Source organism: Petrotoga sp. Shatin.DS.tank11.9.2.9.3 (genome assembly GCF_003665005.1).
In the GTDB taxonomy this organism is placed as follows: Bacteria; Thermotogota; Thermotogae; order Petrotogales; family Petrotogaceae; genus Petrotoga; species Petrotoga mobilis.
Map to the genome: position 1 here is coordinate 413,140 of NZ_JGVT01000003.1, position 22,971 is coordinate 436,110.

At 35.7% G+C, this 22,971-nt stretch carries 20 protein-coding genes and 1 tRNA gene; 11 read left to right on the forward strand and 10 right to left on the reverse strand.

Annotated elements, in window-relative coordinates:
• The first annotated feature begins 109 nt into the window (after positions 1-109).
• Positions 110-1,336: an adenosylhomocysteinase gene (locus BZ25_RS03815; protein ID WP_121515256.1), complete on the forward strand. Its 1,227-nt coding sequence runs from the start codon at positions 110-112 to the stop codon at positions 1,334-1,336.
• Positions 1,337-1,365: 29 nt separating this feature from the next.
• On the opposite strand, the gene glyA is transcribed toward BZ25_RS03815, so the two are convergent.
• Positions 1,366-2,637: a serine hydroxymethyltransferase gene (gene glyA / locus BZ25_RS03820; RefSeq protein WP_121515257.1), complete on the reverse strand. Its 1,272-nt coding sequence runs from the start codon at positions 2,635-2,637 to the stop codon at positions 1,366-1,368.
• 282 nt (positions 2,638-2,919) lie between these two features.
• Between glyA and BZ25_RS03825 the strand changes: the two genes are divergently transcribed.
• From BZ25_RS03825 to BZ25_RS03865, 9 genes are all read left to right on the forward strand, one after another.
• The gene (locus BZ25_RS03825) at positions 2,920-4,161 is read left to right on the forward strand and encodes a PLP-dependent aminotransferase family protein (protein WP_121515258.1); all 1,242 of its coding nucleotides are present in this window, start codon (positions 2,920-2,922) and stop codon (positions 4,159-4,161) included.
• A 24-nt stretch (positions 4,162-4,185) separates the two neighbouring features.
• A complete protein-coding gene (gene buk / locus BZ25_RS03830) occupies positions 4,186-5,274 on the forward strand; it encodes a butyrate kinase (protein ID WP_121515259.1) in 1,089 nt (362 codons plus the stop codon).
• Positions 5,271-6,173, forward strand: coding sequence for a bifunctional enoyl-CoA hydratase/phosphate acetyltransferase (locus tag BZ25_RS03835; RefSeq protein ID WP_012209273.1), 903 nt, complete (start codon positions 5,271-5,273; stop codon positions 6,171-6,173). Before buk (BZ25_RS03830) ends, BZ25_RS03835 begins: the two co-directional genes overlap by 4 nt.
• 20 nt (positions 6,174-6,193) lie before the next feature.
• Complete coding sequence (buk, locus tag BZ25_RS03840; protein WP_012209274.1) at positions 6,194-7,261, forward strand: butyrate kinase; 1,068 nt, start codon at positions 6,194-6,196, stop codon at positions 7,259-7,261.
• Positions 7,262-7,278: 17 nt separating this feature from the next.
• On the forward strand, positions 7,279-7,959 hold the full coding sequence (locus BZ25_RS03845; RefSeq protein ID WP_121515260.1) for a cobalamin biosynthesis protein CobQ: 681 nt from the start codon (positions 7,279-7,281) through the stop codon (positions 7,957-7,959).
• Positions 7,960-8,194: 235 nt separating this feature from the next.
• Positions 8,195-8,428 carry a ferredoxin family protein gene (locus tag BZ25_RS03850; protein ID WP_012209276.1) on the forward strand — a complete coding sequence of 78 codons (234 nt, stop codon included), beginning with the start codon at positions 8,195-8,197 and terminating at the stop codon, positions 8,426-8,428.
• 5 nt (positions 8,429-8,433) lie between these two features.
• Positions 8,434-9,498: a 3-methyl-2-oxobutanoate dehydrogenase subunit VorB gene (locus tag BZ25_RS03855; RefSeq protein ID WP_012209277.1), complete on the forward strand. Its 1,065-nt coding sequence runs from the start codon at positions 8,434-8,436 to the stop codon at positions 9,496-9,498.
• Positions 9,499-9,513: 15 nt separating this feature from the next.
• On the forward strand, positions 9,514-10,269 hold the full coding sequence (locus BZ25_RS03860) for a thiamine pyrophosphate-dependent enzyme (protein ID WP_103064491.1): 756 nt from the start codon (positions 9,514-9,516) through the stop codon (positions 10,267-10,269).
• Positions 10,270-10,330: 61 nt separating this feature from the next.
• Entirely contained in the window at positions 10,331-10,873 is a 543-nt protein-coding gene (locus tag BZ25_RS03865) for a 2-oxoacid:acceptor oxidoreductase family protein (protein WP_012209279.1), read from the forward strand.
• 50 nt (positions 10,874-10,923) lie between these two features.
• On the opposite strand, the gene BZ25_RS03870 is transcribed toward BZ25_RS03865, so the two are convergent.
• The 9 genes from BZ25_RS03870 to BZ25_RS03910 all read right to left on the reverse strand — a co-directional run bounded on the left by BZ25_RS03870 (position 10,924) and on the right by BZ25_RS03910 (position 22,097).
• Positions 10,924-11,014: transfer RNA gene (locus BZ25_RS03870), tRNA-Ser, on the reverse strand.
• A 79-nt stretch (positions 11,015-11,093) separates the two neighbouring features.
• Positions 11,094-12,107 (reverse strand): tRNA (adenosine(37)-N6)-threonylcarbamoyltransferase complex transferase subunit TsaD, encoded by a 1,014-nt coding sequence (gene tsaD / locus BZ25_RS03875; protein ID WP_103064492.1) that lies wholly within the window; start codon positions 12,105-12,107, stop codon positions 11,094-11,096.
• The gene (gene clpX / locus BZ25_RS03880; RefSeq protein WP_012209281.1) at positions 12,104-13,333 is read right to left on the reverse strand and encodes an ATP-dependent Clp protease ATP-binding subunit ClpX; all 1,230 of its coding nucleotides are present in this window, start codon (positions 13,331-13,333) and stop codon (positions 12,104-12,106) included. The genes tsaD and clpX overlap by 4 nt, the downstream gene beginning before the upstream one ends.
• 79 nt (positions 13,334-13,412) lie before the next feature.
• Entirely contained in the window at positions 13,413-14,303 is an 891-nt protein-coding gene (gene cysK / locus BZ25_RS03885) for a cysteine synthase A (RefSeq protein WP_012209282.1), read from the reverse strand.
• Positions 14,304-14,389: 86 nt separating this feature from the next.
• Entirely contained in the window at positions 14,390-15,001 is a 612-nt protein-coding gene (gene epsC, locus BZ25_RS10580; protein ID WP_012209283.1) for a serine O-acetyltransferase EpsC, read from the reverse strand.
• Between the two features lie 134 nt (positions 15,002-15,135).
• Positions 15,136-16,206 (reverse strand): hypothetical protein, encoded by a 1,071-nt coding sequence (locus BZ25_RS03895; RefSeq protein ID WP_121515261.1) that lies wholly within the window; start codon positions 16,204-16,206, stop codon positions 15,136-15,138.
• 5 nt (positions 16,207-16,211) lie between these two features.
• Positions 16,212-20,378 carry a PolC-type DNA polymerase III gene (locus tag BZ25_RS03900; RefSeq protein ID WP_121515262.1) on the reverse strand — a complete coding sequence of 1,389 codons (4,167 nt, stop codon included), beginning with the start codon at positions 20,376-20,378 and terminating at the stop codon, positions 16,212-16,214.
• On the reverse strand, positions 20,365-20,856 hold the full coding sequence (gene ruvC, locus BZ25_RS03905; RefSeq protein WP_012209286.1) for a crossover junction endodeoxyribonuclease RuvC: 492 nt from the start codon (positions 20,854-20,856) through the stop codon (positions 20,365-20,367). The genes BZ25_RS03900 and ruvC overlap by 14 nt, the downstream gene beginning before the upstream one ends.
• Positions 20,856-22,097, reverse strand: coding sequence for an aminopeptidase P family protein (locus BZ25_RS03910; protein WP_121515263.1), 1,242 nt, complete (start codon positions 22,095-22,097; stop codon positions 20,856-20,858). Before BZ25_RS03910 ends, ruvC begins: the two co-directional genes overlap by 1 nt.
• A gap of 257 nt (positions 22,098-22,354) precedes the next feature.
• On the opposite strand from BZ25_RS03910, the gene BZ25_RS03915 reads away from it, so the two are divergent.
• Complete coding sequence (locus BZ25_RS03915; protein WP_012209288.1) at positions 22,355-22,969, forward strand: hypothetical protein; 615 nt, start codon at positions 22,355-22,357, stop codon at positions 22,967-22,969.
• The last annotated feature ends 2 nt before the right edge of the window (positions 22,970-22,971 follow it).

Genomic DNA, 22,971 nt, shown 5'->3' on the forward strand with positions numbered 1-22,971 from the left:
GAGTCTGAGAGGGACCGCAGGTCCCTTCCATAGAAGGGTGGGGAGCGGGGAATGGGCGCTATATCTAATGTTTTAGAGTATAATTTTTAAAAATAAGGGGAGGACTACTATGACTTCACTAGCAGAAAGCGGCAAAAAGAAAATAGAATGGGTAAAAAAGCACATGAAAGTCTTAAACTATTTAAAAGATCTATACCAAACAGAAAAACCCTTTGAAGGGGTAAATGTAGCTATAAGCATCCATTTAGAGGCGAAAACAGCTTACTTAGGAATAGTATTGCACGAATTAGGTGCCAACGTTGCTATAACAGGGAGTAACCCCTTATCCACACAAGAAGATGTCGTAGAAGCTCTGAAAGAATATGGACTCAACGTACATGCAGAAAGAACTTTAGATGAATCAGTCTACTGGAAAAATATCGATAAAATATTAGAAACTAATCCTAACATAATTTTAGACGACGGAGCAGATTTGGGAATAACCTTGATAGAGAAACACCCTGAAAAAGTAAGCAATCTCTGGGGAATCTGTGAAGAAACCACCACAGGTGTAAAAAGATACAAATCCCTCTTCAAAGAAAATAAATTACCTGTACCTGTGATTTTAATAAACGACTCTTACATGAAATATTTGTTCGACAACAGATACGGTACAGGCCAATCAACGTGGGACGGGGTTATGAGATCAACTAACCTTTCTGTTTCTGGTAAAATAGTAGTTGTAGCAGGGTACGGTTGGTGTGGTAAAGGTGTTGCCATGAGAGCAAAGGGATTAGGCGCCAACGTTATAATAACCGAAGTTGATCCAATAAAAGCTAACGAAGCGATAATGGATGGATTTAGAGTTATGAAAATGGATGAAGCAGTAAAATACGGGGATTTTTTTGTAACGGTAACAGGTGACATCGATGTAATAACGAAGAGGCACTTTTTAGAAATGAAAGAAGGTGCGATTCTTTCCAATGCCGGACATTTTGACGTTGAAGTAAAGGTAAAAGATTTGGAAGAAGTTGCGGTAGACAAAATCAACGTAAGAAACGGAGTAGAAGAATACAAATTACCTAATGGGAAAAGCGTATTTTTATTAGGACAAGGAAGACTGGTTAATCTTGTTAACGGCGATGGTCATCCCGCAGAAATAATGGATCTCTCCTTTAGTTTACAGTTAGAGGGTGCAAAATATATAAAAGAAAACCACCAAAATATGAAAGTAAATCTTTCCCCAGTACCTTATGAAATAGACGAAAAAATAGCACAAATTAACCTAAAAACATTAGGAATTGAGATAGACACCCTATCTGAAGAGCAAAAAGATTATTTGAATAGTTGGAAATAATATAAAAGGGGCACCAGTAGGCGCCCCTTTCACTCAATCAAATCTGCATACATTGGAAAACGTTGACAGAGAGAAACAACATCTTTTTTAATTTCTTGTGCTAAATCTTTATCTATATTCCCTTCTTCATCAAGAACATTGTTTGCAACTTTTGCTATCATTGAAGCGATTTCTTTCATTTCTTCTTCTTTCATCCCACGCGTGGTAACGGCTGGTGTACCTATCCTTATTCCACTAGTCACGAAGGGTGACAACTTTTCTTTGGGAACAGTATTTTTGTTAACCGTGATATCACATTGTCCTAATGCGTTTTCAAGGGCTTTCCCTGTTATATTAAGCTCAGATAGATCCACCAAGAACAAATGCGTATCCGTTCCGCCTGAGACGATTCTCAAACTTTGATTAGAAAGTTCTTCGCTTAAAGCTTTAGAATTTTTAACAACTTGTTTTTGATATTCTTTGAACTCTCCACTCATAGCTTCTTTAAAAGCAACAGCCTTTGCCGCTATTATATGTTCTAAGGGACCGCCTTGTATCCCTGGAAAAATAATTTTATTGATTGATTTGTAAATATCACTATCGTTTGTGAGAATAATTCCACCTCTAGGACCTCTTAAAGTTTTATGCGTTGTCGAAGTGACAACATGGGCATACTCCACTGGGTTTGGATGAATACCAGCGGCAACTAATCCTGCAAAATGGGCCATATCAACCATTAAATACGCACCAACTTCATCGGCTATTTCTCTAAATCTTTTAAAATCTATTATCCTAGAGTATGCACTCCCACCTGCCACAATAACTTTAGGTTTTGCATCCTTCGCTATTCTTTCAACCTCATCATAATTGATTGTTTCCGTTTCTTCATCGACACCATAAGAAACAACATTGAACAACATACCTGAGAAATTTACTGGAGCGCCATGGGTTAGATGGCCACCATGGCTCAACGACATTCCCATTAATGTATCCCCAGGTTTCATAAGCGCTAGATAAGCGCCCATATTCGCTTGGGACCCTGAATGGGGTTGAACGTTCGCAAACTTTGCATTGAAAAGTTCTTTTGCTCTATCCCGAGCAAGCGTCTCAACCTCGTCTATATATTCACATCCTCCATAATATCTTCTTTTTGGGTAACCTTCGGCATATTTATTCGTAAAAATACTTCCTGCGGCTTCCATAACAGATTTTGACGCATAATTCTCTGATGCAATCAATTCTAAACCATACTCTTGCCTTTTAAGCTCTTTTTGAAGAATCTCGTAAACTTCGTTATCAGAACTCTTTAAATCTTCCCACACTGTCAACACCTCTTTTTTAAAATTATAAGATTGCTCATTAAAAAATCATGTTTTTAATATTTTAACACACTATTTAATTTTCGAAATTAATTAAGATCAGCTATCATATATCAATGTTAAAATTTTATTATGAAATATATTTCATGAAATTTTTTTCATATGCCCAATAAATGCTTCTAATCGTCAATAAACGTCTGTAATCGTCTGTAACTGACTTTGACTTATCTCGATTATTTGATTATAATTGAGTTGTAGGATAAATAATGAAAAGGGGGGCAAATTATGAACTACGAAAAAAAGTTTTCAAAAGTTGCAAAAACGGCGAAAGCAAGCATTATAAGGGAATTATTGAAGGTAGCTTCTGAGCCTGAAACGATATCGTTTGGTGGGGGTGTACCTGATCCAGAGACTTTTCCTCGAGAAGAATTAGGAGAAATTGCGGCAAAAATAGTTAAAGAAGAATACAAAATAACTCTTCAATATGGTCCCACTGAAGGAGATAACGAATTAAAAAACGCTTATATAAATCTACTAAAAAAACACGAAGGAATAGAAGGGGTATCTCCGGAGAATATGTTGATAACTGTTGGTTCCCAGCAAGCCCTACAATTGATAGGTCTAGCACTGCTCGATGAAGATTCTTACTGTGCTGTAGGAAAACCCGTTTATTTGGGTGCAGTCAGCGCTTTTAGACAAATGTTTCCTAAATTTATGGAAATACCTTTAGAAGATGATGGAATGAATGTTGATATCCTTGAAGAAAAATTAGAAGAGTTAGTAACTAAGGGAGAAATAGATAAGTTTAAATTCGTTTACGTGGTGCCTACATTTCAAAATCCTGCTGGGGTAACTATGTCGTTAGAAAAAAGAAAGAAATTAATTAACTTAGCACATAAATATGATTTTTTAATTCTCGAGGATGATCCTTATGGTTCGTTGAGATTTGAGGGAGAACCAATTCCGTCAATTTACTCTCTTGATCCAGAAAGAACGGTCTTATTAAACACATTTTCTAAAATTTTGTGTCCAGGTCTGAGAATTGGGATAATTGTTGCATCAAAAGACTTATTAAGAAAGCTAACAATACTTAAACAAGGTGTAGATCTATGTACACCATCTTTGACCCAGAGACTAGCCGCTAGATACCTCCAAGCTCACGATAGGATCGAACAGTTAAAACCCACATTAGAACTTTATAAATCAAAAAAAGATACGATGTTGAAGGCGTTAGAAGAGGAATTCGGTGATATGCAAGGGGTAAGTTGGACTCGCCCGGAGGGTGGGCTCTTCATATGGTTAACTTTTCCAGAATGGGTAGATACTATGGAAATGTTTGAAGAAGCAAAGAAGAACAAAGTATTGTACGTTCCGGGAGAGGCATTTTATGTAAACGAGGTGGAAAAAAATCACATGCGATTATCTTTCTGCCTTCCTTCACACGAAGAAATAAAAGAGGGTATAAGAAGATTGAGAAAAGTTACAGAAAATTATATAAATGCGAATTCTATCCGTAGCAAATCCTAAAAAACTGATTATGGGAGGAGCTTTATGTATAAAATATTGGTCATAAATCCAGGGGCAACGTCTACAAAGCTCTCACTTTTTGAGGATGAGAAAGAAGTAATCTCAGAAAGTATAGAGCATTCCGTTAGCGAGATAGAAAATTGTAAAACGATTATGGATCAACTTCCTTTTCGTAAAAAATGTGTAGAGGATTTTCTAAAAAGATACAACATATCTATCAATGAATTAGATGCGATAGCTGCTAGAGGGGGGATACTTCCTCCTATGAAAAGTGGAACTTACCAGGTGAATGAGGATATGGTTAATTACCTAAAAACCAAAACAAGAGTTGAACACGCATCGAACCTAGCTGCTGTAATAGCCTTTGAACTATCAAAGAATTCCTCGAAAGACTTACCTGTTTTCATTACTGATCCTATTTCTGTTGATGAGTTTATCCCCGAGGCGAGAATTTCTGGAATACCACAACTTGAAAGACACAGTTTATTCCACGCTTTGAACATGAAAATAGTTGCAAGATTCGCTGCTAAAGAATTGAATAAAGAATATGAAAAATGCAATTTTGTCATAGCTCACTTGGGCGGTGGAATCTCTGTTGGTGCGCAGAGAAAAGGCCTTATGATCGACGTTAACAACGCAACAGATGAAGGACCTTTTAGCTCACAAAGAACGGGAGAATTACCAATGGGGGACCTTGCAAAATGGATTTTTAAAAATATGCATTCATACTCCAAAAATGATGTCAAATCAACATTTGTAGGAAAAGGAGGTTTGTTTGCATATTTAAAAACAGCAAGTTTAAAAGATGCTTTAAAACTTGCCGAAAAAGATGAATATGCAAAATTAATTGTAGAAGCCATGGCTTATCAAGTCTCAAAGGAAATAGGTGGGATGGCAGCAATTCTGGGTGGAGATCTCGATGCAATTATCTTAACTGGTGGAATGGCTCACAGTGACTACTTTGTTGAATTGATCAAAAGAAGGATCGATAAGTTAGGGGTGGTAATGGTTTACCCTGGAGCTTACGAGATGGAAGGACTCGCCTTAGGAGCCTTGAGAGCACTCGAACAGTTGGAAGATACAAAGATATGGGAGGGTGAAAATATTTTATGAAAATTGAGAACATTAGACAGATTATCGAATTAGTAAAAAATGAGCACAGATCAAAAACGATTGCGGTGGCAGCTGCCGAAGATGATGTTGTCTTGAAAGCTGTTCAAAAAGCTAAGGAAATTGATTTATGTAACTTTATCTTGTACGGAGATAAAACAAAGATCCAACATATATCAGAAGAAATTGGACTTGATACCACCAACATAGAAATCAGAGATGCTTCAACCCCTCTTGAAGCAGCAAAAGGAGCAATACAAGCCGTTGCCAATGGAGAAGCCGATCTTCCTATGAAAGGAAAACTTAACACCTCTGAGATTTTATCGGTATATTTAAAGGATGAATATGGTTTAAAAACAGGAAAAACGATGAATTTAGTCTGTGTCTTTGAAATACCCAGATACCACAAGTTGTTGATAATCTCTGATGCTGGTATGGTGATTGCTCCAACTCTTGAACAAAAAGTTGATATTATAAACAACGCTGTGTCAGTAGCCCATAAGTTAGGTATAGAAACACCAAAAGTTGCCGTTGTAGGGGCATTAGAGCAGGTTAACCCCAAGATGCCTGCAACAGTAGAAGCGGCAATATTAGCACAAATGAACAGAAGAGGCCAGATAAAAGGATGCATAGTAGACGGACCTTTTGCTATGGACAATGCCATTTCTAAAGAAGCTGCTACACACAAAGGAATAAACAGTGAAGTCGCTGGAGATGCGGATATATTAATCATGCCCGATATAGAAGCGGGAAACATATTGTATAAGACCTTAGTATATTTCGCCGATGCAAAGCTGGCGAGTTCAATTGTAGGGGGCAAAAAACCGGTAGTTTTAACCTCTAGAGCCGATAGTGATGAATCCAAACTCAACGCCATGGCGTTTTCAATCTTGATGTCTTAAATTTAAAAAGGAGAATTCATATGTATAAAATTCTCGTTATAAATCCAGGGTCCACATCGACTAAAATTGCTGTTTATGAAGATGAAAATCAAAGGCTAAAAAAAGTCATAGATCACGATGTGAACGAATTGAAAAAATACAAGACTGTTGCCGATCAATACGAATTGAGGAAGAATACGATTTTACAGTTTTTGAATGAAGAAGGAATAAACTTACACAGTTTTTCAGCCATCATTGGGCGCGGAGGACTCTTAAGACCTATACCAAGTGGAACTTATGAAATAACTGATCAGATGTTAGAAGAGTTACAAAAAGCCAAATACGGAGAACACGAATCAAATTTAGGGGCTCTTATAGCAAACGAACTAGCTGAACAGATTGGTGTAAAAGCTTACATAGCCGATCCCGTTGTGGTGGATGAGATGGAAGATATAGCAAGAGTTTCAGGTCACCCTTTCTTTCAAAGAAAATCGATTTTTCATGCTTTAAATCAAAAAGCAGTAGCAAGATCGCTCAGTGAAAAATTAGGCCGTGATTATTATGACTTGAATCTCATCGTTGTTCATATGGGCGGGGGGATATCCATCGGAGCACACAAAAAAGGCAGGGTAATTGATGTGAACAATGCCCTTGATGGAGATGGCCCTTTCACCCCCGAAAGATCTGGGACGTTGCCCCTTGTTGGGTTTATAGACCTTTGCTACTCAGGAAAGTATTCTGAAGGTGAAATAAGAAAGTTCATAAAAGGTAATGGAGGGTTAATTGCTTATTTAGGTACTAACGATGTGAGAGAGGTCGTAAAAAGAATAAAAAACGGGGATAAAAAAGCCGAATTAGTATATTCTGGGTTGATACATCAAATCGTTAAATGGATAGGTAAAATGTCAGCAGTTTTGAATTTTGACGTTGATGCCATAGCTTTAACTGGCGGAATGGCATACGAAAATGAGTTTCTTGTTCCTCAAATAAAAGAAAAAGTAAGTTTCATCGCCCCAGTGTATGTGTTTCCTGGAGGAGACGAAGAAAAAGCCTTAGCCTTAGCGGCGCTTAGAGTATTAAAAAAAGAAGAACAAGCAAAAACGTACTAATAAGGAGCTCTAAATACATGTTGAAAAATTTATTAAAAGATTATCAAGTTCATATTTTTGTTGGGATGTTTGGTTCTGGAAAAACGGAAGTTTCTATGAACGTAGCCTTGGAATTAAAAAAAGAGAACAAGAATGTAGCAATTGCGGATTTGGATATAATAAGCCCGTATTTTCGGGTAAGAGATAAAATTGAAGAATTGAATCGAAAAGATATTAAGGTAATCGCTCCCCCAGAAAAATACATGCATGCAGACGTTCCCATTGTACCTGGTGAAATAGGAGGATACATAACAAACCAAGATTATAAAACGGTAATAGACGTCGGGGGAAACGAAGATGGTGTAAAAGTTTTAGGATCTTTAAAAAATTATATAGATAATGCAAAATGTGCTCTGTATTTTGTAATCAACACGAGAAGACCTTTTATGGATACTAAGGAATATATAATAAAAAATTTGCAATCTCTAGAAAATAGTTCACGATTAAAAATAAATTATTTAGTTGTAAATTCAAACATTCAAAATGAAACAACTAAAGAAATCATAGAAGAAGGAGAAAACATAATAGGAGAAGTATCCAACATAACAAATATTCCCATCGCATTTACAGTAGTAACTAGAGATTTAGAAGATAAGATAAACGCTAAGTTTGAAAAATTTGTGATTCAAAGATTTTTTGGGAACTATGGTTTTTGCTGATCTGTGCAAAATAGTTTGTTTGCAATGCTTTAGAAATGTCTCCCAAAATCTCGTTTGCTACGCTTTTGCAGCTCTGTGCAAAAAGTTTTTTTGGGATAAATTTAAATTTGGGGGTTCTTAAGGGGGTATCCCCTTTTGCGGCTCTGTGCAAAAAGTTTTTTTGGGATAAATTTAAATTTGGGGGTTCTTAAGGGGGTACCCCCCTTAATGCCAATAAATGATTGGAGGGAAAACGATGAAAGAGACAAAGTTTGCAATTGATATCGATAAAGAAAGGTGCAAAGGGTGCGGTCTCTGTATTCAAGCTTGTCCCAAAGATGTCCTTGAATTTTCTAAAGGGTACAACAACAAAGGGTATCATCCAGCACAAGTTAAAAACATCGAAAATTGTATAGGATGCGGTTTTTGCTATCAAATGTGTCCCGATGTATGTATAACTGTAAAAGTACTAGAAAAGGCAAGGAGTTGATTTTTATGGAAAAAACCGAAAAAGTTATGGTTAAGGGTACAGAAGCAATAGGTGAAGCTGCAATAAGAGCAGGATGTAGATTATATTTTGGTTACCCAATTACTCCTCAAAGTGAATTAACAGAATACATGGCAAGAAGATTACCTGAAGTAAATGGGACTTTTTTACAAGCTGAAAGTGAAGTTGCCGTGGCAAATATGATATATGGAGCAGCTAGCACCGGAAAAAGGGTTATGACCTCCACTTCTTCTCCTGGATTCTCTTTAATGCAAGAAGGGGTTTCTTACATAGCAGGGGCTGAACTCCCATGCGTTTTTGTAAACGTGATGAGAGGAGGACCTGGCTTAGGAGATATTCAACCAGCGCAATCAGACTATTTTCAAGCCACAAAAGGGGGCGGACATGGCGATTATAAATTGATCGTATATGGTCCTGAATCCCTTCAAGAAGCTGTTGAATTGACCATTCGTGCTTTCGATGTAGCCGATAAGTACAGAATCCCAGTGTTAGTGTTAACAGATGGATTACTTGGTCAAATGATGGAGCCAGTTTCATTCCCTAGCTTTAAAAATCTAAACACTTTACCCGATCATTCGGATTGGGCATTGACTGGAACAAAAATGCAGCGAGAAGTACACAGAGTTACATCTTTTGATTTGGACCCTGTAAAATTAGAAAAAATGAATATTCAAAGACATGAAAAATACAAAACAATAGTAAAAGAAGAAAAACTATTTGAAGAATACAAATTAAACGATGCGGAAATTGTGTTGGTTGCCTATGGGACGATGGGAAGAATAGTAAAATCAGTTGCAGATAGTGCCAGAGAAAAAGGCGTAAAAGCGGGGGTATTTCGCCCAATAAGTTTATGGCCCTTTCCATATGAAGAATTAGGAAGATACGCTGAAAACGCTAAATTGTTCTTCACAGTAGAAATGAGTTTTGGTCAGATGGTGGAAGATGTAAGACTGGCAGTCAACGGAAAAAAGCCTGTAGAATTTTATGGAAGAACAGGCGGTATAATTCCAACCCCGGGAGAAGTATTGGCAAAATTAATGGAAATAATTTAAAAGAAGGTGAAGTTAATGGCCTATGCAGAAAGGTTTAAAGCACCAACATCATTAAGTGGAAAAGAGTTTACATATTGCCCAGGATGTTCTCACGGAATTGTTCATAGATTGATCGCTGAAGTAATAGACGAACTTGACATACAAGGGAAAACTATAATGGTTGCACCTGTTGGATGTTCCGTATTTGCTTACGAATTTTTTGATGTAGATGGCACTGTAGCAGCTCACGGAAGGGCACCTGCCGTAGCTACTGGTATTAAAAGAGCCAGCCCAGATAATGTTGTTTTTACATACCAAGGAGACGGTGATTTAGCAGCTATTGGAACCGCAGAAATAATACATGCAGCAAACAGAGGAGAACGTATTACAACCATTTTTATAAACAATGCTATATACGGTATGACAGGAGGGCAAATGGCACCAACTACCCTTTTAGGAATGAAAACTACAACTACCCCATATGGAAGAAGAGAAAATATTGAAGGGTATCCCATTCATGTTTCAGAAGTTCTAAAAGAATTGTCAGGAGTGGCGTTTCTAGCTCGTACAAAAGTTACAACTCCACAAGACGTAATAAAAACAAAAAAGTATTTAAAAAAGGCTTTTTATGCTCAACTCAATAATATAGGTTTTGGTTTAGTTGAAGTTTTATCAACATGTCCCACTAATTGGGGATTAACACCCATAGAATCTATGAAGTGGTTGGAAGATAATATGGTAAAAGAGTTCCCTTTAGGTGTATATGTTGATAAAGTTGGAGAAGTTCACTAATCATCTTATATTCCCTTGTTCTTACAAATATCAAAGGGAATAAATAAATGGAGGTGTTTTTATGTCATACCATGGATTAATAGCCGCCGGCTTTGGTGGACAAGGTGTCATGCTTTTCGGTCAGATAATTTCTTTAGCGGCTATGATTGATGGAAAATATACCACATGGCTTCCATCCTACGGACCTGAAATGCGAGGTGGAACAGCTAACTGTACGGTAATAATCTCTGATGAATACATTGCCTCGCCAGTTTTAGACGAACCAAATGAAGTTGCTGCCTTCAATATTCCGTCTATGATAAAGTTTGAAAAAACATTGAAAGAGAATGGGCTATTGTTGATCAACTCTTCTGTGATCGATAGGAAACCAGAAAGAAAAGACATACAGTTAGTAAAAGTACCAGCCAATGAAATAGCAGACGAGCTTGGGAATTTAAAAGTTTTAAATATGGTTATGCTTGGAGCTTACTTAAAAGCAACTCAAGCGGTAAGCTTTGAAGCCGTAGAAGAAGCGTTGAAAGAAAAGTTGACAGGGAAAAAGGGAAAATTGCTAGAAATAAATTTAAAAGCAATAAAAGCAGGAATGAAAGAAACTGTAAAATAAGAAAATAATATAATAAATGCTGGGAATTTTCCAGCATTTATTATTTTTAATGGCGGAGAGAGTGGGATTTGAACCCACGGACAGCTTTTAACCGTCACACGCTCTCCAGGCGTGCGCCTTCGACCACTCGGCCATCTCTCCATAATAGTTATTAACTTTTCCGAAAGTTATTATATCATAATAATCCCTTACCGTCAACCATCCACAAAACTAAATGTCGTTATATTTTAGATAATCCCAAATTAGGAACAACATCCAACTCTAACGTATCAAACATGTTTCTTACATATTTTTCGTATCCAGCCCGGCATATCATTGCTGCATTATCAGTACATAACGATTGTCTTGGATAATAGATATTCAATTTGTCTTTAAAAGCATTCAATTTTTCTCTCAATAGAGAGTTTGCAGCAACTCCCCCTGCTATTACAATATCTTTTATACTTTCTTTAATTGCAAATTTAGTAACTTTATGAACAAGTGTGTCTATTATCGCTTCTTGAAATGAAGCGGCTATATCTTCTTTTTTTGCCTGCGGATAATCTCTTACAAAATACAAAACAGATGTTTTTAAGCCAGAAAAAGAAAAGTCGTATTCTTTATCATACAAGGGTCTAGGAAAATCGTACAATTTTTGAGCCTTTTTTGAAATTTCATCTATAACTGGTCCTCCTGGATAACCCAAATCCAAAATCCTTGCGACTTTATCAAAGGCTTCTCCTGCCGCATCATCACGTGTTTCCCCTATTATTTCAAAGTCCAAATAATCTTTAACTAGCAAAATTGCTGTATGTCCACCGGAAACTAATAATGTGACAAAAGGAGGTTTCAGATTTGGGAAATCGAGAAAGTTAGCGTATATATGCCCCATTAAATGATTTACACCAATTAACGGTTTCCCCAAGGACAAAGACATCCCCTTAGCAAAACTCACCCCGATAAGTAAAGCCCCGATTAATCCAGGGCCGAAAGATACACTAACTGCATCTATGTCGTTTGGGGTAATTTGTGCCTCTTCGAAGGCTTTCAAACTTAGTTTGTACAAAACTTCGACATGTTTTCGAGCGGCAACTTCTGGTACAACTCCTCCAAATACCTTATGAACATCGATCTGTGAATTAACTAAATTAGAAAGCAGTTGATCTTTACCTTTTAATATCGCCACAGCCGTTTCATCACAAGATGTTTCTATTCCAAAAATGATTGGATCTTTTTCACTTTCTAATATGTTCAAGCGCTTTCTTTCCTTTTCACGGCTGGTTTTTTCTTAGTTACAACCTCTTCATCTATAACAATTTTATTAATTTTATTTTTTATCTCCGGAGCTTCATACATTACATCGAGCATTATCTCTTCAAATATTGTTTTTAAAGCCCTTGCACCCGTGCCTCGTTTCAAGGCTTGCGAACATATCTCTTTCATAGCTTCAGCAGTAATTTCTAGCTTTATACCTTCTATTTCCAACATCTTTTGATATTGTTTGAATAAAGCATTCTTTGGCTCCATGGCGATCTTAATGAGGTCTTCTTCATCCAAATCGTTGAGGGTTGCAACGACAGGGAACCTACCAACAAATTCTGGAATTAACCCATACTTAATAAGATCATCTTGGACAATATTTTTTAAGACCTCACCATCTCTCTGTTTGTTGTTACTTTTTATGTCGGCTCCAAATCCTAAAGAAGAATCCTTTACCCTGTGTTTTATTATGTCTGTCAAACCGTCAAACGCCCCTCCTGCAATAAAAAGAATCTTTGAGGTATCTATTTGGATAAATTCTTGGTAAGGATGTTTTCTTCCTCCTTGAGGGGGAACGTTTGCTAAAGTCCCTTCAACAATTTTAAGTAGTGCCTGTTGCACTCCTTCACCAGAAACGTCCCTGGTGATTGATGGGTTTGGCGATTTCCTTGATATTTTATCAATTTCATCGATATAAATTATCCCTTTTTCAGCTTTTTTTACATCATAATCACAAGCTTGCAAAAGCCTCAGTATAACGTTTTCAACATCTTCTCCAACGTACCCAGCTTCAGTTAAAGTGGTAGCATCTGCAATGGCAAAGGGAACATCTAATATCCGAGCCAAAGTTTGAGCGATCAAAGTCTTTCCAGTACCTGTGGGACCGATCAATAAAACGTTAGATTTATCTAACTCAACATCATTGATATTCTTTGAAGAATATATTCTCTTATAATGATTGTAAACAGCAACAGAAATTATTTTCTTAGCTGTTTCTTGACCAATTACATATTTATCAAGTTCTGATTTTATCTGTCGTGGAGTTGGAAGGGGTTTAACTTTTGTTTCAGTCTTTTCCCCGTTTTTTGTTTTATTCTCTTCAACTAACTCTTGAAAAAGATTAATACACTCGTCACAAATATAAATACCGTTAGGACCGGCAATTAAAGCCCCTGCTTGGCTTGCTGGTTTCCCACAAAAAGAGCAATACTTTTCTGACATCAATAATTCCTCCTGTTCTGTGTTTCTTTACTCTGTTTAAGATCGAGACTAATTATACCATGTATATGTTAACATAAATTCACAATAAACTCATATATTTATCCCCACTATCGGGGGCAATGGTAACAATTCTTCTGCCTTTTTCCATTCTATCGGCTAATTTGATGGCTGCCAGTATATTTGCGCCTGAAGATATCCCTACAAACAATCCTTCGTCTTTTGCAAGTTGTTTAGTCATTTCAATAGCTTCTTCGTCATTTATCTGGATTACTTCATCGATTAGATTCTGATCCAAATTATCTGGAATGAATCCTGCTCCTATACCTTGAATCTTATGTTTACCAGGGTTACCTCCAGATATAACAGGTGAACTGGTTGGTTCTACTGCCACTATTCTAACACATTCTGAAAATGCTTTTTTTAACGCCCTCGCTACCCCAGTTATTGTACCACCGGTTCCTACTCCTGCAACAAAAGCTTCCAAAGAATAGTCCATCTGTTTGATAATTTCAGGTCCGGTAGTTACTTCATGTGAATATGGATTGGCAGGATTTGAGAACTGATTGGGCATATACCCTTTTGTTTCGTTCACAATCTCTAAAGCTTTGTTAATTGCTCCTTTCATTCCTTGATCGGCGGGAGTAAGTATCAACTCGGCACCAAAAAACTTTAAAATTTTCTTTCTTTCTTCACTCATACTTTCAGGCATAGTTAATATGACTCGATAACCTCTGCTTCTACCAATTGCTGCCAAAGCTATGCCGGTGTTTCCACTCGTTGGTTCTACAATTATATTTTGGCTTTCATTAAGTTTGTTCTTAATTTCACCATCTCTTATCATAAAAAATGCAGGCCTATCTTTTACACTACCTGCGGGATTATTTTTTTCTAATTTAACAAAAACCCTTCCAGGTTGAATAATCTTTGATAATGTAATAATTGGAGTGTTCCCTATCGACGTGTAAATCAAAAGATCACCTTCCATATGTTTAATTTTATTTCAGATTAGATTCAACAAAAAATCTTTCACTGTTAAAAGTTTTTAAATAGAATCATTTAAATTACAAAATCCGAGTTTATCGTATTGTTTAAGTCATAGTAATTAGAAGAGGGACAATTGATTTTTTTAATTTTTGCCGGTACCCCAACTGCCAATGATTTAGGCGGCACATCCATTAAAACGACAGAGTTAGCGCCAATGACCGATTCATCTCCTATGTATATATGTCCAAGAACTTTAGCTCCAGCACCGATCATAACATTTTTACCAACTATTGGGTGTCTTTTTCCGGTGGTAACAGTTTTAGCTCCCAGAGTTACCCCATGGTAGATCAATGTCCCGCTACCAACGCTCGCAGTTTCTCCAATAACAACGCCAAAACCGTGGTCAATGACTACTCCAGGTTCAATATAGGCTGCGGGATGTATATCCATAGAATGTACTATCTTACTCAACACATATATAATGTAAGAAACAGGATATATCTTGTACCTATAAAAGAAATTAGCAAAACGGTAAGCCATCAACCCGTGAAAAGGGATGGAAGTGAAAAATACCTTCCACTTGTTTTTTGCAACCGGATCTTTCTCGACGTACATATCTAAATCTTTTGATAAAGACTTGAAAATTCTTCCAAAATCCCGAAAGAAACTTAAAATACTTCTCATACATTTCCTCCCCGACTAAATTAAATATAACTAAAATTGTCGCTATTACAACAAAATTATATCCTAATTTCTTTTCAAGAGAACGATGTTTTTCTAAATTACTGTTAACGCTTTATCTCGGGGAGATAATTTAGTTAAGTTAACTTTCTGAACTCTTGAACTAAGAAGCTGGCTCTTTTTTCGTTTTTCTTTTCTACCAAAACTAATTCTTTAGGGGATAAGTAAAATATTATATTTTCTGACATTCTCGATAAAATTGAGCGAATTTTTCTAATATGTATCGTTATTAAATATTGATTTTCAAAAGAATAGGGCAATTTAAAAGATATTTTTGAATTGTTGTTTTCTTTGTAAATGTAGCTGTTTCCTTTATTTAAGAGTAAATAGGCAATATTACTTTCAGAAAATGTTACATATAGTTTTGACAAAACCTTTTTTAATTCCCTTGTGTTGATCTCTTTTTCTTCGACAAAGCTCTTTTGGGTTACCAACAAATTTTTATTGTAAGAAGGCATGGACGAACATATTTTAATGAATATTCCTGGCATTCTTAATACAATATCTTTTTTGTCTATACCAAAATCGAGGATAGAACTTTTTTTCAAAAGGTTTAAAGATTTAACTATATGCCGGGCGGAAATAAACGGAATTTCTCTATGAAACTCTTCCCGGACATTTCCGTAGATGCTGTTCAATTTATAATAATTACTCATATAACCAAAAATTAAGTTATCATTGAACGTAAAAAAGTCAATGACATCTCCTTCGTTGGCAGAAGCAGAAACAAAATCAAGTTTATTAAGAAAAGATCCTATTTCTTTCTTGCTTAATAAAGTAAATTCTCTACTAACCTCGATTTGTTTGGTATCCATCTTTTCGATTTTACTATTCAATGTGATCCCTTGAATTTCAAAGGATATGAGCTTATCTTCTACAGTTAATTTAACCAAAGAATCATCTTTTAACTTCGTATCCCTTATAATTCCCTTTAAGTATTGAATTGGAACGGAGGCAACCCCATCAAACGGAAGGAATTCTTTGGTAATATTCAGATATATCTTCGCACATCCATCTGTCGCATAAATTTTGAGAGCCCTGTCATAATAAAAGTAAGCATTTCTGAAGGAAGGTTCAACGGAACCACAGAATGCGTCAAGAAGTTTTGTAATATTTTTTAATTCACCATAAGTCAACCAACCTTCCATTTATTTCATCCTTTAAATAGTGACATTTGATTTGTTTCTGGCAAGTCTTTCAATACTCCTAATTCCCTTAAAGTCTCAACGTTCGTTCTGTTACACCCACTCTTTGCAGCAAAATCTTCTATGGATTTAAACCCGCTCTCTCTTGATTTAATAATATTTTCTGCAGCTTTTTCGCCTAGATTAGGTACCTTGATAAAAGGCACAACAAGAGAATTTCCATCTATCAAAAACTTTTTTGAATCAGACTTGTTCAAATCAACCATTTTAAAATTATAACCTCTGAGCATCATTTCCAATGCCAACTCTAATACGACCATCTCATTTTTTTTGCGAACATCCAAATCCATATTACGCAGTTCAAATATCCTTTTTTTGATGGCATCTCTACCGGAGAAAATGACTTTTAAGTTGAATTCATCACCTTTGACGGTAAAATACGTAGAATAAAAAGCTAATGGATAATGAACTTTAAACCATGCGATTCTAAAGGCCATACTAACGTAAGCAGCCGCATGAGCTTTTGGAAAGAGATATTTAATTTTTTGACAAGAGATGATAAACCATTCAGGCACTTTTAATTCTTTCATTAGTTCAATGTCTTCTTCGTCGATACCTTTGCCTTTTCTCACCTTTTCCATTATCGAAAAAGCACTTTTGGGTGGAGCGCCTTTGGATAGTAAATAATTCATTATATCATCTCTACAAGAAATTACCTCGTCTAAAGTTGCAATCTTCCTATCTATCCAGTTTTTAGCTATTCCAGCCCATACATCGGTGCCATGTGATAAGCCAGATATTCTTACCAATTCAGAAAAACTCTTTGGCCTTGTGTCTTCCAACATCATTCTGACAAAAGTAGTACCAAACTCCGGGACCCCTAACGTTCCAACGGTTGTACCCAATTCATTTTTTAAGTCTATTTTCAATGCTTTTGTAGAAGAGAACAAACTCAAGGTTTTCTTGTCGTCCATTGGGATCGTCATGGGGTCTACCCCAGTTAAATCAGACATCATTTTAATGAATGTAGGGTCATCGTGCCCGAGTGCATCTAACTTTACAAGATCGTTATGTATTACGTGGTAATCAAAATGAGTAGTTTGAACATTTGATTTATTATCATTGGCGGGGAACTGAATCGGTGTGTAATCGTAAACTTCCTCTTCTTTTGGAACTATCATTAATCCACCCGGATGTTGTCCTGTCGTTCGTTTTACCCCTGTTATCGCCTTGACTATTCTCATTATTTCACTATTTTTTACTATCCCCTGCTCTTCGCAATATTTTTTAGCGAAGCCAAAGGCAGTTCTATCTGCAATTGTTGATATAGTACCCGCTCGAAAAACATGATCTTCTCCGAACATTTTTTCTATGTATTTATGTGCCATGTTTTGGTAATCTCCAGAAAAATTCAAATCTATATCGGGTATTTTGTCACCTTCAAATCCCATGAATGTTTCAAATGGGATATCTTGGCCATCTTTTTTCATTTTTGCTCCACATTTTTCACATCTTTTATCGACAAGATCATACCCAGAACCTATTTCCTCTTTATCAAAAAACTCCACATTTTTACAACTTGGACATATATAATGAGGAGGTAGAGGATTTATCTCAGTTATTCCCAACATAGTAGCCACCAAAGAAGAACCAACGGAACCCCTGGAACCAACCAAGTACCCATCTTCTAAAGATTTTTGTACGATTTTTTGGGCAATTAGATAAAGTACCGCATAACCATGTTTTACGATGGATTCTAGTTCTCTATTCAATCGGCTTTCAACAATTTCTGGTAAAGGATTCCCATATATTTCATACGCTTTTTTCTTCGCAAGTTCTTCTATCTCTACTTCTGCATTCTCTATTTTTGGAGGATGAAGTTTGTTACTAAGAGGCTTTATTATTTCTATTTGATCTGCAATCTCATTAGTATTGGTTATGACAATTTTCTCGGCAATTTCTTTATCCCCAAAAATTCTTTGAGCTTCTTCTATCATCTCATCCGTTGTACGCAAATATCTGTGTGCAGAAGAAGTCTTTCTCTTTTCCCCTACTTTTAATGCGTTGTAAAAGATTTGATCTTCTTTATCTAAGTAATGAGCGTTTGAGACCATTACAACTGGCATGTTCAATTCGTTACCAAGGTTATATATATCTTGATAGATCTTTTTTAATTGTTCTTCTGAAATAGTTTTATCTGATAAAGCATCCAATGGAGTTAATTCCAGATAATCGTAAAATTTGGCGATTTCGATAATTTCATCATGAGATCCACCTCTGAGATAGGTCTGAAAGATTTCTCCATCTTCGGTTCCACTACTACCTATAAGCAAACCTTCTCTCATTCGGGATAGTTCACTTTTTAAAATCCTAGGTACTCTGTAAAAATATTTTACATGGGCATTTGAAACAAGTTTATAAAGGTTTTTAAGACCGGTTTTGTTTTTGACCAAAATAGTCGTATCGTTCGGTTGGATTCTCTTAAAATCTATGAATTTTTTTAATTTTTCAAGATCAGACAACATTTCCACATTCTGGGATTTTGCCATTTCTATAAGTTTTAAAAACACCAAAGCGGTTATATTAGCGTCTTCATGAGCCCTATGGTGTTCAAAACTACCGAGTTTTAGCTCCTCAACTACCTTAGCCAAGCCATAGCTTTTCAAAGTTAACAAGGATTTTGAAAGGGCTACGGTATCTATATAAGTTTGCTCAAAGTGTTCATTATAAACTCTTCTAACCCATTCCCGTATAAAACGGTAATCAAAAATTGCGTTATGTGCAACTAAAACCGCACCTTCTATGAAACTCAAAAATTGAGGTAGGACTTCCTCTATCGGTTTTTCAACTTCCAGCATCTGATTCGTTATACCTGTGAAATTACTTGTAAAGTTTGAGACAGGTTTTCTTGGCTTCACCAAACGATGAAACTTAGACACGATTTTCATATTCTTTATTTTCACGGCACCAATCTCAATAATTTCGTTCATGGCAGGTTCTAATCCAGTGGTTTCCAAGTCAAAAACAACAAACTCAGTTTCACTTATTTTTTTATCTTTTGTCAGCAAACTTATAATATTTACAAATTCATCAACGACATATGCTTGAATCCCAAAAATTGGTTTAATACCTACTGCGACCGCTTTTTCATAGAATTCTGGAATACTTTGAACAACACCAGAATCAGTTATAGCTACCGCCTTATGGCCCCAATTTTTTATGGTCTTCACTATTTCGCCCACATCGAGTAAACCTTCCATAGCACTTAGTTTTGAATGCAAATGAAGCTCCACCCTTTTTGTGGGGTAGTTATCTTTCCTTTCGAGAGTTTCTTCTTTTAACTTAACTATATTTGTAGGTCTAATTGCAAATTCATGACTAAAAGAATCATAAAAAATGCTTCCTTCAATTAATACGTTATCTCCCTCATCTAATTCATTGTTTAAATTATTAGCCGTTTCAGAAAATGTTTTTACAACCGCGGAACTTTTTTTATCAGTGATATAAAGAGTAGATATAGGACCTTTTTCATTGTACTCTTTGTAAAATATTTTCCCGTTAACTACCACGTTACTTCCTTCATTTGAAGGAAGTAACGATAACGGTAGTGGTACCTTTTTAAAATCCCTTCCCATAATTACGACTCTTTCTGTATCATCTAATTTTTTGGAAATATCTGAATTAGACATCAAGTTACTATCCTCGGTATCAGACCTGTGATAACTATCATCGATAAAAGTGGGTTTTAAACTTTCATCTATCATGATTTGATAAGGGATTCTGTCACCGAGATATTTAAATAAAATATTATCCAATTCCTCTTTTTCTTTTGTTAGCCTGTTTATTACTATCGGTGAGTACGTTTTAAATACTATTTTGTTTTTTTGGTTATATTCTGGCTTTAAAAGTCTTAGATAATCTTTTAAACGATGATTCATTATCAACTGTTGCCAATTTCTTACGATAAATTCAGGTCCTTCATCATTTGTAAAAGAGATTTTGACTTCTCTCTTGAGAAGTCTACTAAAGAAAAGCTTCAATGAAGCTTCATCGATATCTTTACCTATATCCTGTAAATTGATTTCTGCCTCTTCGTCTTTTACAATGATTTCTCCACTTAGTTCAAAAGGAACAAAACCTACATTTTCCATCAAGAAATTTCTAATATCCTGCATTTTTGAAACTCCTCCTAAAATTTCCATGACAAAAAGCCGTGGCTAATGCGTCTGCTGCATCATCAGGAGTTGGTGTTTTTTCCAACTTCAATAATAATTTTAAAGTCCTTTGAATCTGTCCTTTTTCAGCCCTTCCATATCCTGTAACAGCCTGTTTTATCTGAAAAGGTGTGTATTCATAAATTGGTATATTTTCTTTTTCTAAACAAAGTAGAATAACACCTCTAGCCTCTCCTACCTGTATGGCGGTTGCAACGTTTTTAAAGAAGTACAATTTTTCTACAGCAGATTCATCAGGCTTATAGGTTTCTATTAAGTTTCTAAGCTGTTCGTCTATGTTCAGTAACCTTTTGGGAAGTTCGTCTTCTTTGCTGGTGTATATTACACCATAATCAATTAAGTTGAACATGTTACCTTTTTTTTCAAGGACGCCGTATCCTATCCTCCCGTAGCCGGGATCTATTCCCAAAATTACCATTAAAGTACACTCCAAATACATTCAATTTCTTCTATTTCTTTGGGGATTTCTCTGGACAAGTTTTCGCATCCATTCTCAGTTATTAGAAGATCATCTTCTATGCGAACGCCGATACCCTCTTCTTCTATATAAAGGCCTGGTTCATTGGTAATAACCATTCCTGGTTTTAAAGGAATATTCTTACCTCCTACGTCATGGGTATCCAAACCTAAAAAGTGACTCACAGAATGAAAATAATATTTTGAAAGTTCTTCATCGGTTTTAATCAATCCTATTTTTTTACAACTTTCTGCTAACGATGTCTTAGCAATTTCATTCAATTCAAAAAGGGTCAAACCTGGTTTTACTTGTGACTGAACTTCTTTCTGGGTATTTAAAACAATTTGGTAAATTTCTGCTTGTCTTGGGGAAAACTGTCTAGTTATGGGAAAAGTTCTTGATATATCCCCACTATAATAATTATATTGTGCCCCCAAGTCCAACAATACTAAATCGCCCGCTTCTGTTTTTCGTTCATTGGCAGAGTAATGTAAAATCGTAGAGTTTGGTCCTGAAGCTACTATTGGTTTAAAAGCAAAATCTTTTACCCCACTTTTTCTTAAAGAAAAATCGAAATATGCTTCGAGCTCGTACTCGTACATTCCAGGTTTTGAATTTTTAATTATGTTCAAAATCCCTTCTCTTGTAATTTCAATAGCTTTCTTAATATTATTAATTTCTTCTTCATCTTTAATAGTTCTCAATTCTGCGATTTTTGCTGAAACATCTTTTACACTGACATATGGAAATAATCTTTGTATTTCTTGAGCAATTAGCTTTTCTTTTGTCAAATTTTCCCAATGAGGAGATTTTAAATACAAATATAGACTCTTAATGTTAAACCTTGATAAGGTGTCTCCAATATATCCATTTAATTCATCCAAAAAAGATATATCTTCTTCTTGAATTTTACTAAACTTAGAACAATGTTCTTTGCTTGGTTTTTCACCAACCCACCTAGCTAACTTTGGATCGTTTCTTTCTATGAATAGTTTTTCAACTGTTTTTGATTCGGTTTTGTGAATTACTAAATAAGCGTTTTCTATATCTAAATCAGTAAAATAATAGAAGTTTCGATCTGGGGTAAAGCTATAGGTTTCGTCTGCGCTTTTTACTGGACTCTTTCCTGAGTAAAGAATCAACATCGAACCTTCTTCCAAACTGCTGCTTATTTTCTCTCTTCTACTTTTCACATCAGCCATATTGACCCCTCCTAATCCGGGGGCGTTAAGGGGATTCCCCCTTAAGAACCCCTAATTTCGCAGAACATCGTTTGCGTAGCAAACGAGAATTTGGAAATTGTTTCTAAATCATTATAAAGAACCATTTTGCACAAAGCTGCAAAAGTTTTAAATCCACTCTTTTTATTATATCATTAAAATATCATACTTTTATTTAAAGAAATAACTTTTTTAGACGATTATATACTAGAAGTTAATCTAAAAAAGGAGTGAGTACAATGTTTGATGATGAGAATATAAAGTTAAAAATAAGTGGTGTAAAAACTGATAATTTAGATATTCCAGTAGATAAGTACAGTACTTTTGAAGAAATGGTACAAGACTATATTAACAAAACGAAAGGCGTTTTAACTAAAATAACCATCAATGAAAAAGAAATTCCTTTGAATTATTACGATGAAATAAAGGATTCTTTCTTTGAAGGTGGAGAAGAGGTAGAGTTGGAATTCACATCAAAAAAAGAAGTTTTGTTCGATCTTATCTCCCAATCACTTGAATATATTAGTAAGGTTAGGGAAAATTTAGAAAGGGTTTCAAAAGAAGTTTTGCTTAATACAAACGAAGGGCATAAAATGCTTAACAGTATTGCAGAAGGTTTGCAAGCACTATTAGACGTCATAGAACAAACACGAGCTTTCAGCGAGGAAGATTTTTACAACCCAGGAGACTTAGACGACGTACAAAATGTTGTCCAAGATATAATCAGATCTCAAGGTGAACAAGATTATTTGGAGCTTTCAGACATCATTGAATTTGATTTCAGTGAAGTTTTGTCTACCTTTGAAACGATTTTAAAAAATGCTCAAAAAACTCTTGAGAAAAAAGGGGTGTAATT